Genomic DNA, 23,558 nt, shown 5'->3' with positions numbered 1-23,558 from the left:
GAGGCAAGGTCCCGGGCGGATCCGGTGCCCTGGCCGATGCGGCAAGTTCTGCGCGACGCACGGGGGGCGCCGGGCACGGACAACGTGCTCGGCGCCCCCCGTGCGACCCGGTCGTGGCGGACTGCCTAGATCTTCACACCGTGGCTGCGCAGGTAAGCCAGCGGGTCGACGTCCGAACCGTAGCCAGGGCCGGTGCGGATCTCGAAGTGCAGGTGAGGGCCGCTGGAGTTGCCGGTCGAGCCGGACGATCCGATGCGGTCACCTGCCCCCACCGCCTGGCCGGTACTGACATTCAACGAGGACAAGTGGGCGTACTGGCTGTACATGCCATCGGCGTGCCGGATCACGACCTGGTTGCCGTAGGCGCCGCCCCACCCGGCGGATACCACTGTGCCGGCCCGAACAGCCGTGACCGGTGTCCCTGTGGCAACGGGGAAATCCACTCCGGTGTGATAGCCGCTTGACCAGCTCGAGCCGGCCGCGTGGTACGGAGTGCTGACCGCTGTGGAACCGACGGGACCCGTCAGCCCTGCGGACGAGGCCGGTGAGTCGGCTGCGCTGCCCGACTGGGAGCTGCCCCCGCTCGCGCGATGCTTGCCTGTTCCAGTCTTGTGGGCATCCTCCCCGCCGGTCCGAGAGGTGGAATCGTCTGCCCGGTGCCGTCCGGGCCCCTCCGACGAGGCCGCCGCCTTACGCATGGTCAGTTCCTGCCCGGCGTAGATGAGATCAGGATCGTTTCCGATCACGTCCCGGTTCGCGGCATACAGTGCAGACCAGCCGCCGCTGACGCGATGATCATGGGCAATATGCGACAGAGTGTCACCGGACACCACGGTGTAGGACCGCGTCGAGGTGCCAGAAGGGTGCCGCGAGGCCTTGTCACCGGCATCCGGGTCCGCTCGCGGCTCCTGTCTGTCACGCTTCTGGCCGTGATCTTGTGAAGGCGGCGACGATTCAGTGGTGTCCGGCTGGGCGCTTGATGGCGCCCCCCCATTTTCCCGTGTCAGTCCAGCCTTCGCAGAACAGACGGGCCATGCGTTCGGCCCCTGGCCAACGAGAACCTTCTGGGCAATCGCGATCTGCTGTTCCTTGGTGGCCAGGTCAGCGCGCGAGGCGTACTGGCCGCCGCCGAATTCCGTCCAGGTGCTCTGCGTGAACTGCAGTCCTCCGTAGAAGCCGTTGCCGGTGTTGATACTCCAATTCCCGCCGCTCTCACACTGCGCGACGCTGTCCCAGACACTTGCTGTACTGGCGCTGGCACTTGAACTGCCCAGTGCCGAAGGAGCGAGGAAGGCTGCCAGCCCGATCAGACCGGCAGCCGCGGTGCGGGGAGGCTGCTTCTTCCAGGGCGGGTCGGACTTGCGCGCATGGCGCGGCTCGTAGCGGGCCCTGCGGCCCGAGGAGCGCGTCCTCGGCACGGCCGGAGGCGCGGGCGGGGTGGACGGCATAGACGATCTCCTCATCTTCTTACGCAACGTCACGGGATGCGTGCAGCGGCGAACAGGCCGACGCCACGGCTGACAGTCAGATCGGTGGTGACTTCTGCACCGAGCGGTGATCGCGTCAACGGATCCGCATGCCCCAAGGGAGGGTCACGTGAGACCCGTATCGAACCGACTGCCGGGACACCTCGGGAGAGAAGCACATCAGCCACTGTGTGCGGAACAACTCATTTCCCTGCCTCCCCGAGGGCCGTAGGCACACGACGGGCCGAAGGAGCTACATGCCGCCGCAGGTTTCCTGCCGCGCCAGGGAGTTGGGCAGGAAGCAGCCGTCGACGCAGACACCGTGCAGAAAATGGGTGATCCGGCTCCGTCCGGAGGGGCCCGCGTTTCATGTCGGGAGGAGGCGGCGTGAGGTGTCTGCCCATTGAAATCCGAGGAACACGAGATGGCCGTGCGGGACTGCGTCACTGCCCGCCGTGTAGCCCCCCAGGGCAACCAGGCAGGACGCGAGGGGATCGCTCATCCCAGCCCAGCGGATGGCGTCCCGCCGAGTGGTGTAACGGATCTTGTGCTGGGAAGTGCGCCGTTTGCGTGCTCTCGCGTGCGTCGACTGCCGGTGAACGCTCCCCTGGGAACGGGGCAGGCCACCGTGCAACTGTCCTTGGTGAACTGCCAGTTCGGTCCAAGGGGGTGCCCGGTGGCCTTGTCCCGGCATGACCTGCTTCGCCTGCTTGAGTCACTACGTTCGGCAGATGGTCTTGAACTCGTCCGCGAGGTCACTGAGCGGCTTTTGCAGGAACTGATCGAGGCCGAGGCCACTGCCCGGATCGGTGCGCAGTGGGGCGAGAGGACCGACACCCGCACCACCTCGCGCAACGGACACCGGGAGGAGACCGTGACCACGCAGGCCGGCGACCTGGAGCTCGCGATCCCGAAACTGCGGACAGGCAGTTTCTTCCCGGGCCTGCTCGAGCGTCGGCGCCGGATCGGCCAGGCCCTCTACCCGGTCGTCATGGAGGCATACGTCCACGGCGTCTCCACCCGCTCGGTCGACGGCCTGGTCAAAGCCCTCGGCTCGGACACCGGCAACCACGTTCGCAGACATGCCACCCGTGAAGCGGTCCGGCATCGCACCCCACCGGGCGATCATCAGGCTCCTCATCAGCGGTCAAGCTGTGCCCCGAAGCCCGGCGGCACCCCCCAGGTCATCCGTACTCATCCTTACGACAGGGGGCACACCGCCATGCCAGACCCAGAGGCACCGCTCCCGCCCCGCTGCCGACTCACTTCACGCGACGAGATGGTTACCTCTCGGCCTGACGGTGTGCCGCTCATGGGCACGTCATGCAGGCTCTCGGCACCCGTCCCCCTGGAACCCTGGGGACCCCCTGCCCTGTCCTCCTAGGGACTGACTAGGGACACCTCCCGAGGCAGGCGACCGTCCCTGGTCGGCACTCTGAAATAGCACGGATTTTCCGATTTCGGAGTTGATCCCCATGCTGACAGTCTCCACCATCCGCTCCGGCCAGGGCCGCATGGACACTGCCGGGACGCCCCACGACACCCGGCCTGACCAGCACAACAACATGGAAAGCCGCAGCAAAGCAAGCGCTCAGCCGGCGCCGGCCGGAGGTAGGCCCCCCAAAAGGGACAGCCACGAGACCTGCCAGTGCGTGCACCTTTCCCACCGGCCGGCCGCGGCGCGACACGCCCGTGAAGCCATTCAGCACGAGCTGCACAGCCTGGGGCTGGACGAGGCGAGCGACGCGTCCATCCGCGAATGCGCTGACGCCGTTCTCCTTATCGTCTCCGAACTGGTCACCAACGCCTGCCGCCATTCTCCCGGGCCGGCGGACCTGCGCACCAGCTGGCACGACCGCGTCATGACCGTGGAGGTGGACGACTACGGCCGAGACCTGCCTGTGGTTGTTGATGATGACAAGCGGGGAGCAGAGGGAGGCTTCGGCATGAGTCTCGTCGATGCCCTGTCAGACGGCTGGGGCTTCCGGTCCCGGGACGGCGGCAAGACCGTTTACGCCCACGTCTCCTTCCCCTGATTACAAATGCTGCAACTCATCCCGTCTGCAGATCATGCCGCGCCCTCATTCCGGCAACCGATACCCGCGCGGCCAGCCCCACTTTCTCGACCCGCCCTCCCCCCTCCAGTAACTGTCGCAAGGACTGATCAAGCATGTCGACTGCCCTGATCGCACGGCCGACGCCCTCCGGATTCACCGGACGCTTCTGCACCCGGGGAGGGTCGCCAGACCGGCTGGAAGGCCTGCTACTGCGTGCCGTGACGCACTACTTTCATGGCCACGTCGCAGTCGCCCAGGCCTACTTGATCGACGCCCACCCAGCCGGCTGGTACAGGATAGGCGGCGACTTCACCTCAGAAACCGGCTACCGGCACGACAAGAAGGAAAGCCTGGCCAACCTGTGCTATTGCCACGGAGAGACCAAGGCCCCGCCCCGGGAGCTTGACGCCACCGGCGCCGCGGAAGCGGGTGTTGACTGGGCCTACGTTCTGGAAACGGACCATCTGAAGATCCTCACGCCCGTCCGGAACGGCTGGTACGAAGTCCGCAGCACCCCCTGGCCCTACCTGCCCCTGGCCGTCCAGCACTCGGACCTCATCCCCGCGATCAGCGCAGCCTAGTACTCCAGTTGCAGTTCGCTATCGCCGCTGGTCAGGAGCCTGTTTCCGAGTGCAGCGACCTGACGGCCTCTCATGTGGCGGGAGTTCGTGACCGGCCCGGGACTTGAACGGTCGCCCAGTGCTGGACCGCGGCGCTCCCTTGACTGTGCCCTGTCCGCGCTGGTTGGCAACCGCGCACTGCGCTTGTTCCGCTTTGACAGACACCAGCGGTGTGTTGGTCAGGCTGCGAGTGCGGTCTCATATGCGGCGGGACTGCGGTAGTCGAGACTGCTGTGAAGCCGGTGCAAGATGTACCAGCTCTCGAAAGGGGCAGGCCCGCCGATGGCATCGGCGGGCCTGCCGTTTTCTTTGTGTGGCGCAGCTTGAGGGGTGGAAGCTGCGTCACCGGGGGTGGGCTATCCGGGACACCTGAGCGCTCGTGGTCCGCTCGGCTGTCCCGATGTCAGGTTTTGGCGGTGCAGGTCAGGCCGGGTTTGGGCATTCCTGCCAGGCCAGGTGGTACACGGTGCTGACGCTGCCGTCGGTGGAGTCCATGGTCATGAAATTCGTCTGGGTCAGCGGGTCGGAGGTGCCGGCATTCACGCGGAGCTCGGTGTTGATGTTGAAGTTCCGCTTCTCCCCGCAGGGCGCCCACACCAGGTCGGCGTATTCGGTGCGGTCGGTCGTCTGCCAGTTGTCGTCGAACGGTCCCTTGAACTGGTGGGACTTGTATGTCGTCTGGGGCATGCCCTGGAAGTAGTAGCTGGCCCGTTCTATGGCGTTGGCGCCGGGTTGCAGGAAGGCGTATCCGCGGTAGTCGGCCTGCACGATGGCGTAGGTGAAGCCGGACGGCACGTGAACGCGGAGGTTGAGCTGGCAGTTCTTGCGGAAGTCCGTGGGAGAGGCGTTGGAGCCCACCTGGGCGAGGTAGTCGCTGTAGGTGACGGTGAAGGCTGTGTTGTCGGGGGCCACGGCCACCTGGGCGGTGCCTTCCGGGCAGCCGGAGCCGTTCACGGTCGCCACCTCAATGACGATCTTGTCGGGTGGCACGGTGATGCCCGTGGGGGTGTGGGAGGCACTGTGTGCAGGCGTGGCGAGGCCGAGCAGCAGGGCCGCCGCACCACCGGCGATCATGGTCCGGTGCATGGTGTCCTTTCTTGGCCTTTGGGAGACTGCGGCGAGGTGGAGCGCAGCCGTCAGGTGGCCGGACACTCCTTCCAGCGCAGGTGGTACTTCGTGCTGACGCTCCCGTCGGTGGAGTCCATGCTCATGAAGCTCAGCCTGTCGGGGCCGGAAGTGCCGGTGTAGACGCGCAGTTCGGTGTTCACGTTGAGGTTGCGCTCCTCGCCGCAGGGCGCCCAGACCAGGTCTGCGTAGGAGGTCACGTCGCTGGCCTGCCAGTTGTCGGCGTAGGGGCCGTTGAACTGGTGGGTGATGCGGGCCGTCTGGGGCATGCCCTGGAAGTAGTAGCTCGCACGCTCCTGGGCGAAGGCCCCGCGCTGAAGGTAGGCGAAGCCCCGGTAGTCGGCGCGGGCGATCGCATAGGTGAAGCCCTGCGGGATGTGGAACTTGAGGCCCAACTGGCAGTTCTTGCGGAAGTCGATCGGGTTGGAGCCGGCACCGGCCTGCGCGAGGTAGTCGCTGTAGGTGACGGTGAAGGCCGTGTTGTCCGAGGCGGTGGCCACGTCAGCGGTGCCCAGCGGGCAGCCCGAGCCGTTGACCGTCTGGACCTCCACGGTGATCTGGCCGGGCGGATTGGTGGACGGGGACTGCGCCTGGGCGGGGGTGACGCTCAGAGCGGCCCCGACGGCCAGGGCGCCGGCCAGCAAGCGACGTAATGCCATGACTTCTCCTCAGATGGATGACGCTATGGCGACGCCAGCCCCACTTGTGAAGCTAGCGTGGGCATGCCATCACAGAGATGTGGGTGACGTGAATATCCGTGCAGGATCCGGCCCGCTGCGCTAGGGGAGCATGACGAGTTCCCATCACGGGCCCATGATCTTGGCAAGCAGCGTCTTACCGCGCCCAGCTGGCCGGTAACCGAGCCGCACGGCATACAGCTCGGACCAGGTCCAGGCCTTTCAAACGGCCGAAAAGAAGGCTGCTCGGTGCAGGGCAGCGAGCGGAAAACGCCGCGCGGGCAGCGGTCGCCGGCCGATCCGCCCAGGGAACTGCGGCACGGCCCTCCTGCGGCCACCGCAAGCAAGTAGTCAGGCCGCGGTAGCCCGGCGGGCGCCGACTGTCGGTGACAAGAGAAGAAGAGCCAGGCCCTGATCTCACAGAGCCTGGCAATGACATCACCGGATTTGACCGCGGACATAGAGGAGTGACGCCTTGGTCCTCCGGTGGTGATCTCGGCAGTCACCCAACATTGACCAGGTGGAATTGGGCCTCGGATACACTCCCTGACCGCACAGCGCGATGCATAGCCTGGTTCACCGCTTGCGCGGCAGGCACGGATGACCGGCGACACCGCCCGCCTCACAGCTGGCGCGTGAACGCGGTGGCGTGCATCCCGCCACGTCCTTCAGACGTGCATACCGCTTGAGGTGGCCGTCAGTCCGATGGACAGTTGGGGATATGAGCCCCCGCCGACCCGTGCACAAGTCCCCATGGTGGATCGCCGGAGGCGTCACCGTGCTCGCGTTGAGCGGCACCGGTGTATTCATGCTGGCAGCCGAGGACGACAGCACACCACGACCCGTGTCATCAGCCACCGGTGACCTGGTCCCGCCCACCGCCAGGACACTGTCCCCCGCACCGCAACCAGAAGCATCCAGCACAGCAAAACCACACACCACAACCACACCCAGTCCCCAGCCACCGCCAACAGCGACGACCTCACAGCCCCCTCCGACGAGCACCACGACGGGGCTCTCTCCCTCGACAGCCGAGCCATCGACCCAGCCACCGCCGAAGCCGGCGGACAGGGAGACAGCCACACCGCCTCCCCCCTCGCCCACCGCCAGCACACCCCCCGCCACGATGTGGGTCACCTCCCCAACTGCCGTCGCCGCCGCTCAGCGCATGTACACCTCAGGAACGGTCGGTGACCCGGCATGCTCCCTGTCGGCCGTGGGCAGGCCCGACCCCCGCCTCGTTCCCCCAGTTCCCCGCATCGATGTGGGCGTTTACCGCGACTACTGGTGCCTGATCTGGAAGCCCTGACAACAGACCAGAGGGTCGACGCCCGGGATCCGCGATCAGAGTCAATTGGCTCAACAGGCGACTCACCCAGCGGTGGCGAGCTTGACGTGCGAGAGCGCCTTCCACGGGCCGCCGGGATTGGATGACCTCGTCGTGAACAGGTCGATCGTCGTCTCCCTCAGGACGTTGACTCCTTGTACGTCAGCAGCGTGATCGGCCCGCCGTTCGGCTGCTTGCAAGAAGGCGGGGCAACTAGCCAGGTTCCGTCTTCAAAGATCATCTGGATGGTGGATCATGATGCCGCGGTACGTCGTCATGAACTCACTGACCAGAGTGGGATCTACCCGCTCCGCTGATACCTCGGGCCGCAACGGGGCGGCCTCGCGTGGAAGACCGGCAGGTCATCAACCGGATGGTCTACAAGATCCGCACCGGGATCTCCTGACGTGACCTGCCAGAACGCCACGGGCCGTGGAAAACCGCGTACACCCCCTTCCGCCGCTACACGCTCGACGGAATCTTCACTCGGGCCCTGCAGCAGACCCAGGCCCGTGCGGACGCGGACGGCAACATCGACTGCCTGGTCCAGATCGACTCCACCATCATCCGCGCCCACCAGCACGCCGCCGCCACCGGCCGAAAAAAAGGGGCGGCATCGTCGGGACGAACCGGACGATCACGCCCTCGGCCGATCCCGATGCGGACCGATCACCAAAATCCACCTCGCCTGCGACGGCAGGACCCTGCCCGCTCGCGATCCTGCCGACGCCCGGCCAACGCCACGACAATGTCTGCGCACGCCCTCTCCCGGAGCGGATCCGTGCACTCCGCACCGGCCCGGGCCGGCCGCACTGCAGGCCGGACCCTGGTGGTCGGCCGCCGCGGCAACCGTGCCTCAGTCGGTGCCGTTGCTGGTCGGTCTTTTCCGGGATGGGTGCGCAGGGCCGCGTTTTCGCAGGCGGGCCCAGAAGCCTCGGGAGCTGTAAGCCTTGTCTGCGATGACCTGGTCGGGACGACTTCCGCGGGATCGCCACCCGATACAAGAAGACCGCCACCTCCTACAAAGCAGCAGTCACTCTCGCATCATTCCTGCTCCGGGCAAGATCCGTTTGAAGACAGACCCTAGTTCTGGCAGGGTCCGCATGGACCTTCATGTCAGATAGAGAGTTACGTAACGAACTTGCTTCGGCGGCGAACCCGATTCAGTGCGACAAGAGAAGTCGCTTCCAACTACGGTGACGCGACCGCACTCCAGGAGGTCGGCGACTATTCGCTTGCTCAACTCCATGTGCGCGATAACGTTCCCGTCCTCGCCCGTCAGCTGAAGACCGACCTTTACATGGTTGGTCGTTGCGTGGGAATTGGGCATGACCCCTACCCCTCCAAGTGAGAGTGAAATGGAATGATTTGCGCGAGCGAGTCATTAGAGGCGGAAAGTCGCCAAACGCCCGCTTACGCTGATCCCCTCGGTCGAAGGTGGTCCTGCCAGGGGTCTTGTGCCGCCGCTCAGTACGGCAGGGGCCGTCCAGAAGGGGTTCGCAGATCGAGTGGGCGGTCACTGCTAGGAGGCCGCTGAGGGGGCCTGACACGGATCTGATGCATCGGGGCACCTCTAGGAGAGTGGTCGGGACGTCATCTGTTCGTTCCAGTCCACACGAGTCAGCCCTCCCTGGCGTCAGGGCTTGTCCCTAGTCCTCTCCCGGGGTGCTGCGTACGTCCGGCTAGGGTTCGGCTGTCGGATAGCCGGTTCTCCCTACCGGGAACCAGGGAGGGCCGTTTACGGGAGCCTTCGCATCAGGAGGCCCCGCGGCAGCTGAAGGCCTCCTGGACCGCACCATGGCACTCGCCGCCCTGCCGTAAAGCCGCAGGAGCCACGCCGCTGAGGGTTCTCAAACGGCGGTCGAGAAGCCGTCCCCGTCCCCGCGGGTTGTCCAGTTCCGTTGCTCAGAGTCTCAGTGACTCTCGGCTTTCCAGATGTTTCCGTCTGGAAGGTCCGTGTCGGTGTCACCCCTGCGTGGGTTGTGCTTCGGTGTCCTGACGACGGTCTCCCGTTTCCTTTGCCGCTGGTGCGGCAGGTTCGCGCCATCTGCCCGTCCGCCCCGGCCGGTGTTCGGGCCGGGGTGTTGGCGACGGGTCTCACGGTCGGCTCCACGGGGTTTCGACACGCGGGGCGTGTCCTGGTCTCCGGCCACTCGGGGACCAGTCGTGCGGGCCGCTGCGAGGGCGGCCAGGTTGCGGGCTGCGTTCTCGTCCCGGTCGATGACCAGGCTGCAGAGATCGCAGTGAAGACTCGGACGTGCAGCGGCAGTTTGGCTTTCGTCGCGCCGCAGTCCGAGCAGGTTTTTGAGCTGGGGAACCAGCGGTCGGCCACGATGGTGGGACACGCGTTGCGCCGGCCTTTGCAGAGCAGTTGGCGGCGGATCTTTTCCGAACCCGGCGTCGGCGACGTGGCGGGCGAGTCGCCGGTTGCGGAGCATTCCGGCGGCGTTGAGGTCTTCGACCACGACCGTGCCGTACTCGTTGCGGATGCAGGTGGTGAGTTTGTGCAGGGCGTCGGTGCGCAGGTTCGCCACCCGGTGGTGCACGCGGTTGCGGTCGGCGTTGGCTTTCTCCCACCGTTTCGAGGGCCTCCGCCCGCTCCTGCGGTCAGGGCCCTGCCGCCGTGCGACCCGGCGGGAATGCAACCTCAGCAGCCTGAGGGCACTGTCGAGGTGCCTGGGGTTGGGCTCGTAACGGATCTGTCCGGTGCTGTCGGCCAGGACCGCCAGGTGCTTGACGCCCAGGTCGATCCCGACCGCCGCATCCGGCCGGTCGACGCAGGTGATCTCCCGGGCCGTCTCCACCCGGAGGGACACGAACCAGCGTCCACGCTCGTGCCGCACGGCCGCGGACAGGATGCGGGCCGTGCCCGCCCGGATGCGAGCCTTGACACGGTGAGCGGGCTACCAGGAAGATCTTCGGACGCAAGCGGCACATCGTCACCCGGCCGCGGCAAGCCGACGCGCTCACGCATCAACGCGATGGCCTGGATGTGACGTCCAGCGATAACCAGTTCGTCCACTTCCCGCTGGTCTCCGACCGGAAGCCGACCCCGCAGAGCATCGTTCATCCATACATTGAACCGCTCAGCAGTATCAGCTGACTCACCAAATTTCCGCAGGTCAGGCATCACCCTCATCACCCCCTCGCCGGTATAAAACGTGAACTCGTGAGGGTGCGGGCCGAATTCAGTTGTGCGCTGCTTGGTACTTCTCAAGGACCTCCCGGGGAACCCGACCACGGTCGTTCACCGTCAGCCCCTGTCCCCTGGCCCACTCACGCACCTTCCCGGCATCCGGGCCGCCTTCGGCGCCCGATGCTCGCTGGCCTGTCCGGCGCCGCACATTCCCCTTCACCTTGCGTCCGCTCTTGAGGAAGGGGCCGAGGGCATCCAGCAGTTTCTGGTGGCTCTCCGTTCCCAAGTCAATCTCATAAGAGATGCCGTCCAGGCTGAACAAGTGCAGAGCGACGTCTTCTCCCTGCTTACCTGTGATGTCGTCCGTGTAGATGACGACAGTGCGCTGCGCCATAACTACCACCCCTCCGTCGTTTCGCCGAATCGTGCATGTTGCGATGGCTTGACAATACCCGAAAGGGGACGGTTGGTGGGATGGTCGGGGAAAATTGACCACGTTCGGCCAATCGGCATCGGATTCCGGGACCTCACGGATTCCGAGTCGAGCGTGATGCCGTCGAGCGCCCCGGATGGGCATCAACTGGATACACCCGCGACAGAAGATGCTGCACATCCGGCATCGGGGAGTGTTCGTCCCGGTGGGACATTTTGACTGAAGTTGAGATGGTGTCGTTCCCGGGATTGCTGAGCTCAGTTCTAGCGCAGCTCTCCAGGTGAGCTGATTTCGGCCGTGGAACCTGGCTGGGTCTCGGTAGCGGGCCACGGCCGAAGCCTCTCCGAGCTTGCCGTCGGGCAATGAGCCTTTCCCAGTAAGGGGTCGTCGCTCGCTGTGATCGCGATGCTGGTGCTGTGGCCCGTGGGCTCCCCAAGTCCGGGCAGGCGTAAGGCCCCTGGTAGGAACGATCTTGCGAAGGATTGTTCTGACCGAGGGGCCCCACGTGTCGACCAGTGTCACATACACCGCCGTGCTCGATGTGAAGCGGTCCACCGCCGAGCACCTCGCCCGGTTGCTGCGCGATCACCGTGTCGCGGCCGGGACCCGCAAGGGCAGGCGTGCACTGGGCTGCTTCCGCCAGGCGGTGTTGATCCTGCGCTGGTTCATCGACGGCACCCGCCTGTCCCAGCTTGCCCGCGACAACCGCCTGTCGGCCTCCACCGCCTACCGCTACCTTCATGAAGGACTGGCCGTTCTGGCGGCCGGGGCACCGGACCTCGCGACCGCGCTGGAGCGTGCGAAAGCGGCCGGGCTGACACACCTGAACCTCGACGGCACCGTCATCCGCACCGACCGCGTCGCCGCTCCCGGCCCCAACGGCGCAGACCTCTGGTGGTCCGGAAAACACAAACACCACGGCGGGAACGTGCAGGTCATCGCCACCCCGGACGGCTGGCCGATCTGGGTCTCCCCGGTCCGCCCGGGCCGCGAGCACGACACCACCTGCGCCCGCCACCACGGCCTGATCGACGCCCTCAGCCGGATCGCCGCCGAGCTGGACATGCCGACCCTGGTCGACCTCGGTTACGAGAACGCAGGTGACGGCTTCCGCCACCCGGTCAAGAAGCCCGCCGGAAGCGAACTGACAGAGGCCCAGCAGACCTACAACAAGGTCATGCGTAGTATCCACGGTGTCTGCGAGCGCGCCAACTCCCTGCTCAAGACCACCTTCAAGGCCCTGCGCAGGGTCAGCCTCGACCCCAGCCGCATCACGAAGATCGCTGCAGCGGCCCTCGTCCAGCTTCAGCTCGAGTACGACCGCACCATCTGAACGATCACACAACGTCATGATCCGTTACTGGGAAAGCCTCAATCTGGGTCGAAAGCGCACCGACGCGGAACCGCCCGGACTTGCGGGGCCGAGGACCCGGAATAGCCTCAGCCGGACCGCCTGTCTGGCCGTTTCACCACGGGCACGATCCGCGTCGACATCGACGGCCGGCACGTGACGCTGCCCCGCCTGGGCAGGATCCGTGTCCACGGGCCCACCGTGAAGCTCCTCGCACGCGTTCAGAGCGGGACGGCCCGCGTCCTGTCGGCGACCGTCCGGCACGAGCGCGGGCGCTGGTTCGTGTCCTTCCGGGCCGAAGTGAAGCGCGACCTTGCACGCGTCGACCCGTCCGGACGAGGCGGTCGGGATCGACCTGGGTGTGAAGACGCTCGCGGTGATGGCCGACAGTGTTGGAGAGATCCGTGAAGTGGCCAGTCCGAAGCACCTGGAACACCGGATGGGTGGCAGTGCCTGGCAGTGCGGCGCGAGGCACGTCTTCGGGTGATCCGGGTCCGGCGGCCGGGCAGGGCTCGACGGTGTCGCCCACAGTGCAGGCTGGGGCCTCTTCCTACCTCACCAGGCGGGGTCAGGGTGTGCTGGTGGTGCTCGATGACAGGGCGCTGGGGCTGGAGGCGTCGGGGGCGGGTGAGGTCTTGGTGGGGCTCGGCGAGGTGGGTGCGGGCGATGAGGGGGTGGGTGGCCTGGACGTCGTGGGTGGTCTGGACGTCGTGGGTGGTCTGGACGTCGTGGGTCTGGAGGGGAGGGGCGTCTTGGTCGCCGGCCGAGTGGTGGTGGGGGGCGGGGGCGACGTCTTCTTCGGTGCCTTCGCAGACGAGGAGACCGTGCTGGGCTGCGTCTGGAGTGCGGGGGGCGATGTGGCGCCGGTGGATACGGGTGGGAGGGCGGCTGCCCCGGCAGTGGTGCCCAGGGGAGCGGATGTGCCGTTGTAGTGGGTGATCCAGCTGAGCACGACCGACAGGTAGGTCTGGGACGGGTTGTAGGCGAGGATGGCCCTTCTCAGACCTTCTGGTGTGGCGAGGTCGCCTCCTGCCGCGCAGACGTATCGGGCCGCCGTTGACGCGGCGTCATAAATGTTTTGCGGATTCGGTGTCACTCCGGAACGGGTGCTGGTGGCCCAGCGTGCCCATGTGGAGGGAATGAACTGCAGGGGCCCGACGGCACGGTCCCATCGTGTGTCGCTGTCCAGCCGGCCGTCGTCGGTGTCGGCGATGGCGGCCGTGTTGTTCGAGCCGTCCAGCACGGGGCCGAGTATGGGCTGCAGGGTGGTGCCGTCCGCTGTCAGTGCGCCGCCGTGGGCGTGATCGGATTCGACTTTGCCTATGCCGGCGAGCACGGTCCAGGCCAGATGGCAGGAGGGGTTGCTGATCCCCGTCGCGTTGGCGGTCTGGATGTAGGCGTTGGCCACGGCGGGTGGGATGTCCGCGACTTGGGCGCTGGTGGACGTCGCGGCGGCCGCCATCGTCGGTGCACCGACGATGGCGGGACCGGAATTGGGTGGTGGGGAGGCGAACGGGATGCCTCCGCCGTCGGCGCCGGTGTCCGGGAAGGCCGGGCCCGTCCGGGGGGTGGAGAAGGCGACAGCGCCCAGGGCCAGGCCGAGAATGGCGATGAACACCAGCAAGCTCGTGTTCCGGGCGTACTGGGTGCGCCGTGACGGCCGTACGGCGGTCGTGTGCCGATGCGCTCGGTGCCTGGGGGCACTTTTGTGGGGGGCTGTGCCCATGGCCGCTCCCGGTGGGGCCGGCCGTGGACATGCGGGTGGATACCTGCGGTCGCGGCACGGCCGCAGCGTCGTAAGGGATGTTGGGCGTATGCCGGGCCGCGGTCCCCGGCATACGCAGGAAGTGTCGCCCGCGGGCCGGGCGGGTTCCAGGGCGTTTCAGGCAGACACTCGGCAGGCCTGATCATGCCTTTGTGGCTGGCCGGGAGGGCATCTTGGCCGGTGTTCGCCGAGAACGGCTCGGGAACGCCGGGTGCGGCCGCACTCGGCGTTGGATGCGGCGGGGACGGGCTGCCCTGGCGGGCCGGTGGAAGCAACCAGCGGTGGAATTGCGTGGGTTGGGAACCGCTTGCGGGCTGGTTGCCTTCTCGGCTCTGTCCCCGCCGCGTCCGTGCACGGTGTCGGCTTAGCTGCAGGTGCCCGGCACCGGGAGTGGGGCGGGCTGCCCTCGAGTGGGTGCGGGCCTCGGTGCAGCCGACGGGGAAATCTCAACGGTCCGAAGAGCGGGTTGGAAGGCGTCTGGTGCAGCGGCGCACGGCGAGTAGCGTCGTTCGTCCCGCCGGTATCGAAGGAGAGCGGATGTGGGCTGCATCGGACGTGGCAGTGTCGCGTCTTTCACGTCTGCTGATGGCTGTGGTGGTGCTGACCGGGGTGCTGACGCTCAGCGCCCGGTCTGCCCCGCGGGTCGCCGCTGTCGAGCCGTCCGCCGCGCCGGGTGTCGTGGAGACGATGTCCCGGGACGTGACCGGTGCTGCCCGCTCGGGCGGTGATGCCTCTGTATCGGCGGACGGACGGTATGTCGCGTTCACCAGTTCCGAGGAACTCGATTCGGATATCTCCACGCTTCGGCGCAATGTGTACGTGCGGGACCGCCTGGCGGGTGAGACGTTTCTCATCTCGCGCGGTCAGATCGTCGCCGGCGACCGGGTGTTCGGGGAGCAGAGCGCCGACGGCGACAGCTACGCTCCCTCCATCTCCGCGGACGGCCGGTACGTGGCTTTTATTACGACAGCCACGAATTTGCACACTGGGGATACGGATCGCAGCCCCGATGTGATCATCTGTGACCGCAATCCCAGGGGTGACGGGGTCTTCGACCAGCGAGCCCCGACCGGGTTCATGGATTACCGGTTCGTCTACGCAGGCAAGCCGACCATGGTCAAAGGCGAGCGCATCACGGGAAACCGGGAGGCGGTGCCCAGCCTGGCCGCGCAGGGCACGGCCGTGGCGTGGCAGAACGTTGTGCCCGCGGCCTCGGGGGGTCGCGAGCACAGCGAGGTGTTCGTCACCCGGCTGGCCAAGGACCAACGCGGGCGGGTCAATCCGGCCGGTGTCCACCGAGTCCGTGTCCGGGTGCCGGGGCAGCGTGTCGTGGAGGCTTCTTCTCCGGCGTTGTCCGCCGACGGGCGTGATCTGGTGGCCACGGTGGTGCTGGCGTCCTCTCCCACGACTGGGGTGAGTGGAGTAGTGGGCATCGATCTGGCCACCGGCCGGCAGTCGCGGCTGGATGTGGATGAGCATCATGCGCCCTTCAAATCCCGTCCCGGTGCTCTTGATACGCGGGCCGGGATGCCGGGCGCGGGGGAACCGGTGGTGTCCGGCAGCGGGCGCGTGGTGGCGTTCTCCTTCACCCCCTCCCCCGGCGCGCCCTCGCAGGTGGTCCTCGTCGATCGCGACCTCGACGGGAACACGGTTCTTGGGCCGGGCGCCGGTGAGGAAACGCAGTCCCAGGTGGTGTCCCGGGACACGGACGGCTCTGTCGTGGACGGGACGCGGCCGGGACTGTCCGCGGACGGCCGGTACGTGGCCTTTGTCAGCACCGACCCTCGCGCCTATGGGGTGGAGGGGCCGGCAAGGGGCGAGGCCCGGGTGGTGGTGCGAGACCGGCACGCGGACGCGGAGCGTGGCCGCGGCGCCCGGGCGGGGCAGCTTGGGCAGGCGGTCGCGGTGGATCAGGCGGTCGGCACAGCCGGCGGCGCGCCGGTGCTGTCGGCCGACGGTGCCGTGGTGGCCTTCACTTCGGCGGGCAGGAGTGCGGGCGACCGGCGGGTTCTCGCTCATGCGTTCCTTCCCGGCCTGAGGGCGTCCTCGGGGATGCGGTGGGAAGACACCGCCGTCACGCAGCACAGCGAAGGTGTGCTGACGCTGGAGCACACCGGCTTTGGGCCCTTGTCCATCGGGGCTGTGCGGGTCGGGGGGGTGCATGGGGACGATTTCCAGGTGCTGCCCTCCAGCACCTGCCGAAAGGCGGTGCTGCACCGGGGGGATACCTGCCGGGTGGCGGTCCGCTTCGCCCCCGAGGCGCCAGGAGTGCGCTCAGCCGCCGTCAGGGTGTCTTTCCGTGGGCCGGGTACGGGGCTGACCGTGCCGGTGCGGGGGCTGGCTCTGGCTGAGGTGCGCAGTGTTTCCGTGGACGACGAGGCGCCGGACTTCGGGGCGCGCGGTGTGGGCGGTGCGGCACTGGAGCGGCCGCTGACCGTCACCAACAGCGGCACCGTTCCCCTGACCGTCTCCTCCGCCAAGATCAACGGCCCCGGCCATCCGGACGACTACCGCATCACCGACAACACCTGCACCACCCCCCTGCCCCCCACCCACACCTGCACCCTCACCCTCACCCACACCCCCAAGCCCCCGGCCCCCGCAACGCCGCCCTCACCCTCAACACCACCGCCCAGGACCTCACCATCCCCCTCAACGCCACCGGCACCAGCGGAGCCCTCAGCGTCGACCAGAGCACCCTCGGCTTCGGGCCCACCGGCATCAACAACCAGAGCACCCCCCGCACCCTCACCGTCACCAACAGCGGCACCGATCCCCTGACCGTCTCCTCCGCCAAGATCAACGGCCCCGGCCATCCGGACGACTACCGCATCACCGACAACACCTGCACCACCCCCCTGCCCCCCACCCACACCTGCACCCTCACCCTCACCCACACCCCCAAGCCCCCGGCCCCCGCAACGCCACCCTCACCCTCAACACCACCGCCCAGGACCTCACCATCCCCCTCAACGCCACCGGCACCAGCGGAGCCCTCAGCGTCGACCAGAGCACCCTCGGCTTCGGGCCCACCGGCATCAACAACCAGAGCACCCCCCGCACCCTCACCGTCACCAACAGCGGCACCGATCCCCTGACCGTCTCCTCCGCCAAGATCAACGGCCCCGGCCATCCGGACGACTACCGCATCACCGACAACACCTGCACCACCCCCCTGCCCCCCACCCACACCTGCACCCTCACCCTCACCCACACCCCCCAAGCCCCCGGCCCCCGCAACGCCACCCTCACCCTCAACACCACCGCCCAGAACCTCACCATCCCCCTCAACGCCACCGGCACGCTGCCCGAGGTGGTGACCTCGTCGGCGGAGGCCTCGGCGGAGACAGTCATCACGGTCACGGGACGGTACTTCGCTCCTCGTCAGCGGGTCACCCTGCGCGTGGGTGACCGTGTCGAGCAGGCCAGAGCCGACAGGGAAGGGCAGCTGCTCGTGCGCCTGATCGCGTCGGCGGCCGGCACGAGTGGGCCCCGCGCCCTGAAGTTCCGCGTCGAAGATCCCGACGCTCAGGGGTCGGCCCGCTGCTGCTTCACTCCGACGCGTTGATGCCGCCTGGCGGCCTTCCACAAAAGAGGCCAGGTCACCCCGCAGATGCCGCGGCCCCGCCCTACCCCTGGTCCGCATCCCAGGGTCGGCATTAGGGCCTGCCCCCGATGCCTCGCTGGGGCAATGAAAAGTGTTCTTAAAGGCATACCGATGCTGCACCTGCCACACGGCACAGCGACCTCCTGACCTCTCAGCCGGCCTGCAGTTGCCCTTTCGCACCCGCACGCAGGGAACCATCCGCGCCGACGGGCCTCCCCCAGACAGGAAGATCATGGAACACGTTCCGTCCTCAGTCCTCCAGCGGCGCCGCGACCAGAAGCGGCGCGCTTACCTCGCCGCCATCGGAAGGCCTGCACTGTGTGCTGACTTCCAGGACGTCCAGGCATACATCCGCAAGCTGTACTTCGAGGGCGGAATGTCGGCCGAGCAGATGCACAAGCAGTCCGGTGTGTCACTCAACATCGTTCTCTCCGTCATCCGCGGCCACCGGGGCATAGGAGAAAACGGGCGCCCCACACCGATCGTGGCGATGCGCCGCACCACGATCGACCGACTGACGGCAATGCAGTACGAGCCCCCCATGATCAGCAAGCACGGTGCGGGGGCACGAGTCAATCCGCAGACCACCCTCCGCCGCATACAGACCCTGATCGCTCAGGGATACAACCTCAAATGGCTCAGCCGGCAGCACGACAGCGTCAGCGACCAGCACCTCTCCACGCTGCTCACCCAGACCAAGGGCCGCCGCTACATCATGGCGACCACCGCCCACGCCATCGCAGAGCTCTACGACAAGTACCACAACGTCGACCCCGCCCACGTCGGCATCAGCCAGGCCCACATCGTGCGGGCCCAGCACACCGCCCAGCGCCGGGGATACACGCCCCCCAGCTGCTGGGACGCCGACACCATCGACGACCCTGACGCCGTGCCCGAATGGACCGGCGCCTGCGGAACGGAAGAGGGCTATCTGATCCACAAACGAGAACGGCTGCCCGTGTGCCCCGCCTGCGCCGTCTACCGCAAGAACTACACCTACTCCCGAAAGTACCTAGCTGCCATGAGTTTCTCTGCCCGCAAGCTCGACCAGATCCTCAACGAGCCCGGACGCGCGCCCCTGCGGATAGCGCGATCACTGGGTCACCCCAACGGCGACACCCTCGAGATGTGGCGCAAGGGCACCCGCCGCCCGCAACATCGAAACGTCGCCAAGCTCGCCGCCCTGCTGGCCGTACGCCCCGAAGATCTGTGCGACATCCTCGCCCCGACCGCTCAGGGCTGAGGGCATCCCACGGCCCCTGCCCGGACGACCGTAAACGAATCCGGGTCCCGGTTGAATGCCGCAGGCACACCAAGGAGGCCATTCCCCGTGAATGCGTTCCCGATCCGCGGTCGGTACCGAGCTGCAGGACGGCTCACGGCCCCTTCCGCACACTGCCCGCACACGAACCGAATCGGCAGCGTCCTCGACCCGCCGCGCACCCGGTCTGGTCTTCTCCCCCGCGGCCCCGGCCCCGAACACCGACGGCCTGCCGACGACGGTGCGCCATGCCGTTACGGATCTGTTCCGGCAGCCTCCGTCAGCCCCACCAACTCCAGCTCCCTGCCCACCGGCCCGCCGTTCAAAGGGACACCCACCACGGCGGGCCGAGAAGCTCCCCGCAATCCCCGCCGCAGCACGTGCGTGATCACCCAATGCTCTGCGCCCCGCGCCTCCAGCAACCCTCCGGCAGCCTCCCCACGTCTGCTGCCTCCCGCCCCCCAGCAGGCCGTTGCGGGCAGCGCATCCCGCGCACCCGGTGATGGCCGCCCCCCACGCAGCGCCGCATCGTGTGCCGCAGCACCTCAGGGAGCCCTGTGGCCCCCGCGCCCCTCGGCGCGTGGATGAAAGCCAAGCGAGCTGCCGGACGGCGTCCCCCGGGCGGCCTGTACAAGCGGGCCAGACGCCGGCGGCGGGCAGCCGTCGCAGCGGTCATCGTCGCCCTGTGCGTATCCGCAGCCGGCGTGACACAGCTGCTGAGCCGTTCCACGCACACTCCAAGCTCTCCTCGCGGGCCGGTCACTCCCACGCCGTCAACCACCCTGCCCGAAGGCCTCCGGACCGGTCCGCCCGCTGTCACCCTTCCCACAGCAGCCGGGACCACGCCGGCCGTACCCTCGGCCGGCACCCCGACACCACACTCCACCACGCCCGGGCCGACCGACCCCGCCCTGCAGGTCATCACCCTGCTCAACGCCGAACGCACGAAGGGAAAGTGCCGGCCGATCACCTACAACAGCACGCTGGCCAAGGCGGCCCAGGTCCACTCGGCCGACATGGCTCTGCGCGGGTACTTCGATCACGTCGGCCCTGACGGCATCGGCCCCGGTGAACGCCTCACAGCAGCCGGCTACCGCTGGAGCGCCTACGGCGAGAACATCGCCCGGGGCCAGGCCAATCCACCAGCGGTCGTCAAAGCCTGGGTGACCAACCCGCACAACCGGGCGAACATAGCCAACTGTTCCTTCACGCAGGCCGGCGTCGGCATGTACTCGGCACCCGGCGGCCCGTGGTGGACACTGATCCTGGCCTCCACCGGAGCACGGGCGCAGTGAGCCCCAGCCGCCCACCGCTGCTGCGACAACACCATCCCGTCCGGCGGTTCGTCCGCTACCCACCGGTTGTTGCTGTGCCGGGGCCGCACCGGCAGACAGACACTGTCAGGACGGGCGCCAAGGGGCTCGATGGTCCGGCGGCGGTGCAGGACGGCCGGAGGCGGGTCAGATCCATCCCTCCCGCGTTGCGAACGCCACGGCTTGAGCCCGGTTCTTCAGGTGGTAGCGACTAGTGACGTCGTGCAGCACACTCTTGACCGTCCGCTCCGAGTAGTTCAGACGCCGAGCGATCTCGCGTGTGTCGAGCCCTTCGGAGACGAGACGCAGGATGCGTGTCTCTCGTTCCGACAGGCCCGTGGGGGTTCCGCCGAGCGGAACGGGGGCGTCGCGCTGCATCCGACTGATCTGCTGAAGCAGCCGCCCCAGCAGGTCGGATGGGAATGTCGCCTCCCCCGATGCGACACTGACGATGAGCTCAGCAAGCCGATCAGCCGTGGCCTCACCGCGCCGCACGAAGGCACACACCCCGGCCTCCACCGCTTCGATCAGTCTGTCCTCCGGCAGATCATCCGTGATCAGCACGACCCTTGAACACCCTTGGCTGTTCAAGGCATGCAAGGCCTTGAGTGTGGTGTCGGTGAACGGGTCCGCGACTTCCACCGCAACTGTGCGGCTGCCTATCTCCGTGCGGTCGATGAGCGTGACCTCAGGCCGGCTCGTGAGCGCTGCTTCCAAACCCGCCTGCGACAGAGGGTCTTCGGCATGAACGAACGCCGGTATCCGCGTGGTCACTAACGCTCCCGTCCTCAGCTGCACCCAGAACCTGGCCACATGTGAGAAGGCAGGGCGCGCGCCACCACTGGCTGGCTTCATATCTCCTCAAGCGCAGCACGGTTGAAGCGGCGGCAGTGACGCAACAAAGTTTTCGCTGGAGACATGTGTTCTCCATAGGTACCAGGCAGTCAGCACGCGAACGATGTCCAAAGGGGCAGTCATTGGGGCATACTTCGACGCGGCCCGTGTCGTCCCGCGGGAGGCGCCTGCCGGAAAATCACGATGCCCCTTACGGGCGATCCGCCTATGCCTGCACCCGGCCCTCGCCGCAACCGTCATACTGGACGGCACCGTTGCTCAGAGTCTCAGTGACTCTCAGCTTCCAGACGTTTCCGTCTGGAAGGTCCGTGACGGTGTCACCACTGCGTGGGTTGCGCTTCGGTGTCCTGACGACGGTCTCCCGCTTCCTTTAATCCCCGTGTGAGGCCGGTCCGGGTACGGGGCGCCGCCCGCCTTGCCGCCACCACCCTGCCCGGAGCAGTCTCCCTCGACCTCGCAGTCGTACAGGGCTGCTCATTGTGTCCGGACTCCCGGGCCAACTCACGAAGCAGCTCCAGCCACCAGCGTTGGATCGAGGCGACAGCGAACGCCCGCGGGTCGTGACCGGTGTCGAGCGGCGAGGGCCGACACATCCACGCTACGACCGACGTACGCGGGAATCAAAGATAGGTGCGCGTATAATAGGTGCAGTAATTATTGACCGGGAGGAGGTGTTTGGTGGAGAAGCCGGCAGGCATGTTCGATCGCAATTTCGAATGGTCGGAGCTGGTGCGGTTCGCCTCCTACGGGGGACCGGAGGCGACGCTCGGGGTGGTCTCCGGGCGGCGACGTCAGGGCAAGACGTACTTGCTGGACGGATTGTGCCGTACAGGAGGGGGCTTCTTCTTTGCGGCGAGTGAGGCGACCGAGGCAGAGTCGCTGCGCCAATTCGGGGTGGCATTGGCGCGCTACGAGAGGGGGCGGGTGCCGTACCGGTTCGCGCACTGGGAGGAGGCGGTGGAGGTCATGATGGGCCTGGCCACTCCCGGAGCGGGGCCGCTGGTAGTGGTGCTGGATGAGTTCCCGTTCCTGGCCAAGGCGTCGCCCGAGCTTCCCTCGCTGCTGCAACGGGCGTTGGGGCCGCAGGCCCGGCACGAGGGTGGTCCGGTGCGGCTGCTGCTGTGCGGTTCGGCGCTGTCGTTCATGGGGAGCCTGCTGTCGGGGACGGCCCCGCTGCGCGGGCGGGCCAGCCTGGAACTGGTCGTGCCCACGTTGGATTTCCGGCTGGCCGCTCAGTTCTGGGGGATCGCCGATCCGCACCTGGCGCTGTTGGTCAATTCGGTGCTGGGTGGGACTCCGGCGTATGGGCGGGAGTTCGTATTGGGGGACGCGCCAGCGGATCTGGCGGACTTTGGGCCCTGGGTGCTGCGCAATGTGCTCAACCCGGGGCGCCCGTTGTTCCGCGAGGCCCGGTTCCTGCTGGCGGAGGAGCCGGATCTGCGGGACACCGCTCTGTACCACGGTGTGCTGGCCGCCATTGCCCAGGGCAATCACACGCGCGGCGGCATCGCCAGTTACCTGGAGCGCAAGTCCACCGACCTGGGGCACGCACTGACCGTGCTGCAGGACACGGGGATGATCATCCGCGAGCCGGATGCGTTCCACGGTAAGCGCTCCGCCTACCGCATCGCCGAGCCGATCCTGACTTTTTACCACGCCCTGATGCGTCCCGAGTGGAGCGACCTGGAGCGTCCCGGGCAGGCCCCGCGGGTATGGGAGCGGTCGCAGGCAACGTTCCGCAGTAGGGTCGTGGGCCCGCACTTCGAACAGATCTGCCGCACTTGGATCCGCTGGTACGCCACCGAGGACACACTGGGCGGCCGTCGCACCCGCGTGGAGTCGGGCACCGTTCCCGACCCGGCGGCCAAGACCAGTCATGAGCTCGACGCCGCAGTATTCGGGCGTGACCACGAGGGCCGCGAGGTGCTCCTGGCCATCGGAGAGGCCAAGTGGAACGACACCATGGGCCTGGGGCACCTGCGGCGCCTGGAGCACATCCGGGCCCTGTTGCAGGCCCGCGACGGCGTGCAAGCCCAGCACACGCGCCTGTTCTGCTTCAGCGGAGCCGGTTTCACCGATGAGCTACGCGCCCTCGCCGAACGGGACCGCGGCATCCAGCTGGTCGGACTGGACAGGCTCTACAACGGTGATTGACGACGCGTGAGGCACAGGTGGCGGACCTGCTCGGTCGGTGAGCGGTGCCACGCCGTCACGCCTACGGCCGGTGAGAAGGAGGAAGGGCCACTTAGCACCATCCTTGCGCAGCCGCTTGAGCTCCTCGCGCTCGGCGCTGGTCAGCTCACCGGCCTCGCCCTCGCCCCGGTCCGCCAGGTCCGCGAACAGCAGCAGACGATCGAGACCGTTGCTCAGAGTCTCAGTGACTCTCAGCTTTCCAGACGTTTCCGTCTGGAAGGTCCCAGGCAGGACACGCCATCAGGCACCGTTCCCCACTCGGAGAACCGCACACCGTCACGGCACAAGACAGCAGAGACCGAGACACACTGATGGACTACTCAGCAGCTGCCACCCCTGCCGGTATACATCAACCTGGTACATACGCTACGT

Annotated in this window: 16 protein-coding genes and 2 pseudogenes; 10 read left to right on the top strand and 8 right to left on the bottom strand. The window is 67.3% G+C overall.

Annotated features, from left to right (window positions below; translation table 11 throughout):
* Window positions 1-125: 125 nt before the first annotated feature.
* Window positions 126-1,448 (bottom strand): transglycosylase family protein, encoded by a 1,323-nt coding sequence (locus tag OG331_RS48735; RefSeq protein WP_406191488.1) that lies wholly within the window; start codon window positions 1,446-1,448, stop codon window positions 126-128.
* A gap of 694 nt (window positions 1,449-2,142) precedes the next feature.
* On the opposite strand from OG331_RS48735, the pseudogene OG331_RS48730 reads away from it, so the two are divergent.
* The 3 genes and pseudogenes from OG331_RS48730 to OG331_RS48720 form a co-directional block, all read left to right on the top strand.
* A pseudogene (locus OG331_RS48730) lies at window positions 2,143-2,532 on the top strand (transposase); the annotation flags it as partial.
* Between the two features lie 409 nt (window positions 2,533-2,941).
* The gene (locus OG331_RS48725; RefSeq protein ID WP_406191490.1) at window positions 2,942-3,502 is read left to right on the top strand and encodes an ATP-binding protein; all 561 of its coding nucleotides are present in this window, start codon (window positions 2,942-2,944) and stop codon (window positions 3,500-3,502) included.
* A 134-nt stretch (window positions 3,503-3,636) separates the two neighbouring features.
* Window positions 3,637-4,104, top strand: a complete 468-nt coding sequence (locus OG331_RS48720; RefSeq protein WP_406191492.1) for a hypothetical protein — start codon at window positions 3,637-3,639, stop codon at window positions 4,102-4,104.
* A 462-nt stretch (window positions 4,105-4,566) separates the two neighbouring features.
* On the opposite strand, the gene OG331_RS48715 is transcribed toward OG331_RS48720, so the two are convergent.
* The 5 genes and pseudogenes from OG331_RS48715 to OG331_RS48695 form a co-directional block, all read right to left on the bottom strand.
* Window positions 4,567-5,229, bottom strand: coding sequence for a DUF4360 domain-containing protein (locus OG331_RS48715; protein ID WP_406191494.1), 663 nt, complete (start codon window positions 5,227-5,229; stop codon window positions 4,567-4,569).
* A 50-nt stretch (window positions 5,230-5,279) separates the two neighbouring features.
* Window positions 5,280-5,927: a DUF4360 domain-containing protein gene (locus OG331_RS48710; protein ID WP_406191496.1), complete on the bottom strand. Its 648-nt coding sequence runs from the start codon at window positions 5,925-5,927 to the stop codon at window positions 5,280-5,282.
* 2,172 nt (window positions 5,928-8,099) lie between these two features.
* Window positions 8,100-8,248 (bottom strand): annotated as a pseudogene (locus OG331_RS48705) (IS5/IS1182 family transposase); the annotation flags it as partial.
* Window positions 8,249-9,185: 937 nt separating this feature from the next.
* Window positions 9,186-10,115 carry an RNA-guided endonuclease InsQ/TnpB family protein gene (locus OG331_RS48700; RefSeq protein ID WP_406191498.1) on the bottom strand — a complete coding sequence of 310 codons (930 nt, stop codon included), beginning with the start codon at window positions 10,113-10,115 and terminating at the stop codon, window positions 9,186-9,188.
* 345 nt (window positions 10,116-10,460) lie between these two features.
* A complete protein-coding gene (locus OG331_RS48695; RefSeq protein WP_406191500.1) occupies window positions 10,461-10,802 on the bottom strand; it encodes an Lsr2 family protein in 342 nt (113 codons plus the stop codon).
* 544 nt (window positions 10,803-11,346) lie between these two features.
* Between OG331_RS48695 and OG331_RS48690 the strand changes: the two genes are divergently transcribed.
* A complete protein-coding gene (locus tag OG331_RS48690) occupies window positions 11,347-12,174 on the top strand; it encodes a transposase family protein (protein WP_406190463.1) in 828 nt (275 codons plus the stop codon).
* Window positions 12,175-12,505: 331 nt separating this feature from the next.
* A complete protein-coding gene (locus OG331_RS48685) occupies window positions 12,506-12,679 on the top strand; it encodes a hypothetical protein (RefSeq protein WP_406191502.1) in 174 nt (57 codons plus the stop codon).
* An 81-nt stretch (window positions 12,680-12,760) separates the two neighbouring features.
* Here the strand turns inward: OG331_RS48685 and OG331_RS48680 are convergent, their stop codons facing one another.
* A complete protein-coding gene (locus OG331_RS48680) occupies window positions 12,761-13,810 on the bottom strand; it encodes a hypothetical protein (RefSeq protein WP_406191504.1) in 1,050 nt (349 codons plus the stop codon).
* A 732-nt stretch (window positions 13,811-14,542) separates the two neighbouring features.
* Here OG331_RS48680 and OG331_RS48675 point away from each other — a divergent pair.
* From OG331_RS48675 to OG331_RS48660, 4 genes are all read left to right on the top strand, one after another.
* Window positions 14,543-16,738 (top strand): choice-of-anchor D domain-containing protein, encoded by a 2,196-nt coding sequence (locus OG331_RS48675; RefSeq protein ID WP_406209498.1) that lies wholly within the window; start codon window positions 14,543-14,545, stop codon window positions 16,736-16,738.
* A gap of 64 nt (window positions 16,739-16,802) precedes the next feature.
* Window positions 16,803-17,525, top strand: a complete 723-nt coding sequence (locus tag OG331_RS48670) for a choice-of-anchor D domain-containing protein (RefSeq protein ID WP_406210836.1) — start codon at window positions 16,803-16,805, stop codon at window positions 17,523-17,525.
* Window positions 17,526-17,796: 271 nt separating this feature from the next.
* A complete protein-coding gene (locus OG331_RS48665) occupies window positions 17,797-18,807 on the top strand; it encodes a hypothetical protein (RefSeq protein ID WP_406191508.1) in 1,011 nt (336 codons plus the stop codon).
* Between the two features lie 575 nt (window positions 18,808-19,382).
* Window positions 19,383-20,120: a CAP domain-containing protein gene (locus OG331_RS48660; RefSeq protein ID WP_406191510.1), complete on the top strand. Its 738-nt coding sequence runs from the start codon at window positions 19,383-19,385 to the stop codon at window positions 20,118-20,120.
* A gap of 165 nt (window positions 20,121-20,285) precedes the next feature.
* Here OG331_RS48660 and OG331_RS48655 read toward each other — a convergent pair whose 3' ends face one another.
* A complete protein-coding gene (locus OG331_RS48655) occupies window positions 20,286-20,912 on the bottom strand; it encodes a response regulator transcription factor (protein WP_406191512.1) in 627 nt (208 codons plus the stop codon).
* A 777-nt stretch (window positions 20,913-21,689) separates the two neighbouring features.
* On the opposite strand from OG331_RS48655, the gene OG331_RS48650 reads away from it, so the two are divergent.
* A complete protein-coding gene (locus tag OG331_RS48650; RefSeq protein WP_406191514.1) occupies window positions 21,690-23,147 on the top strand; it encodes an ATP-binding protein in 1,458 nt (485 codons plus the stop codon).
* Window positions 23,148-23,558 lie beyond the last annotated feature (411 nt).

This window comes from Streptomyces sp. NBC_01017 (assembly GCF_045162795.1).
Classification (GTDB): domain Bacteria; phylum Actinomycetota; class Actinomycetes; order Streptomycetales; family Streptomycetaceae; genus Streptomyces; species Streptomyces machairae.
This window is presented reverse-complemented; position numbering and strand designations above follow the sequence as displayed.

Excerpts from the sequence above, each read along its gene's own strand:
- OG331_RS48720 (WP_406191492.1), top strand. The coding sequence starts at position 3,637 with ATGTCGACTGCCCTGATCGCACGGCCGACGCCCTCCGGATTCACCGGA.
- OG331_RS48665 (WP_406191508.1), top strand. The coding sequence starts at position 17,797 with ATGGAACACGTTCCGTCCTCAGTCCTCCAGCGGCGCCGCGACCAGAAG.
- OG331_RS48695 (WP_406191500.1), bottom strand. The coding sequence starts at position 10,802 with ATGGCGCAGCGCACTGTCGTCATCTACACGGACGACATCACAGGTAAG.
- OG331_RS48710 (WP_406191496.1), bottom strand. The coding sequence starts at position 5,927 with ATGGCATTACGTCGCTTGCTGGCCGGCGCCCTGGCCGTCGGGGCCGCT.
- OG331_RS48715 (WP_406191494.1), bottom strand. The coding sequence starts at position 5,229 with ATGCACCGGACCATGATCGCCGGTGGTGCGGCGGCCCTGCTGCTCGGC.
- OG331_RS48735 (WP_406191488.1), bottom strand. The coding sequence starts at position 1,448 with ATGCCGTCCACCCCGCCCGCGCCTCCGGCCGTGCCGAGGACGCGCTCC.
- OG331_RS48650 (WP_406191514.1), top strand. The coding sequence starts at position 21,690 with ATGTTCGATCGCAATTTCGAATGGTCGGAGCTGGTGCGGTTCGCCTCC.
- OG331_RS48725 (WP_406191490.1), top strand. The coding sequence starts at position 2,942 with ATGCTGACAGTCTCCACCATCCGCTCCGGCCAGGGCCGCATGGACACT.
- OG331_RS48675 (WP_406209498.1), top strand. The coding sequence starts at position 14,543 with ATGGCTGTGGTGGTGCTGACCGGGGTGCTGACGCTCAGCGCCCGGTCT.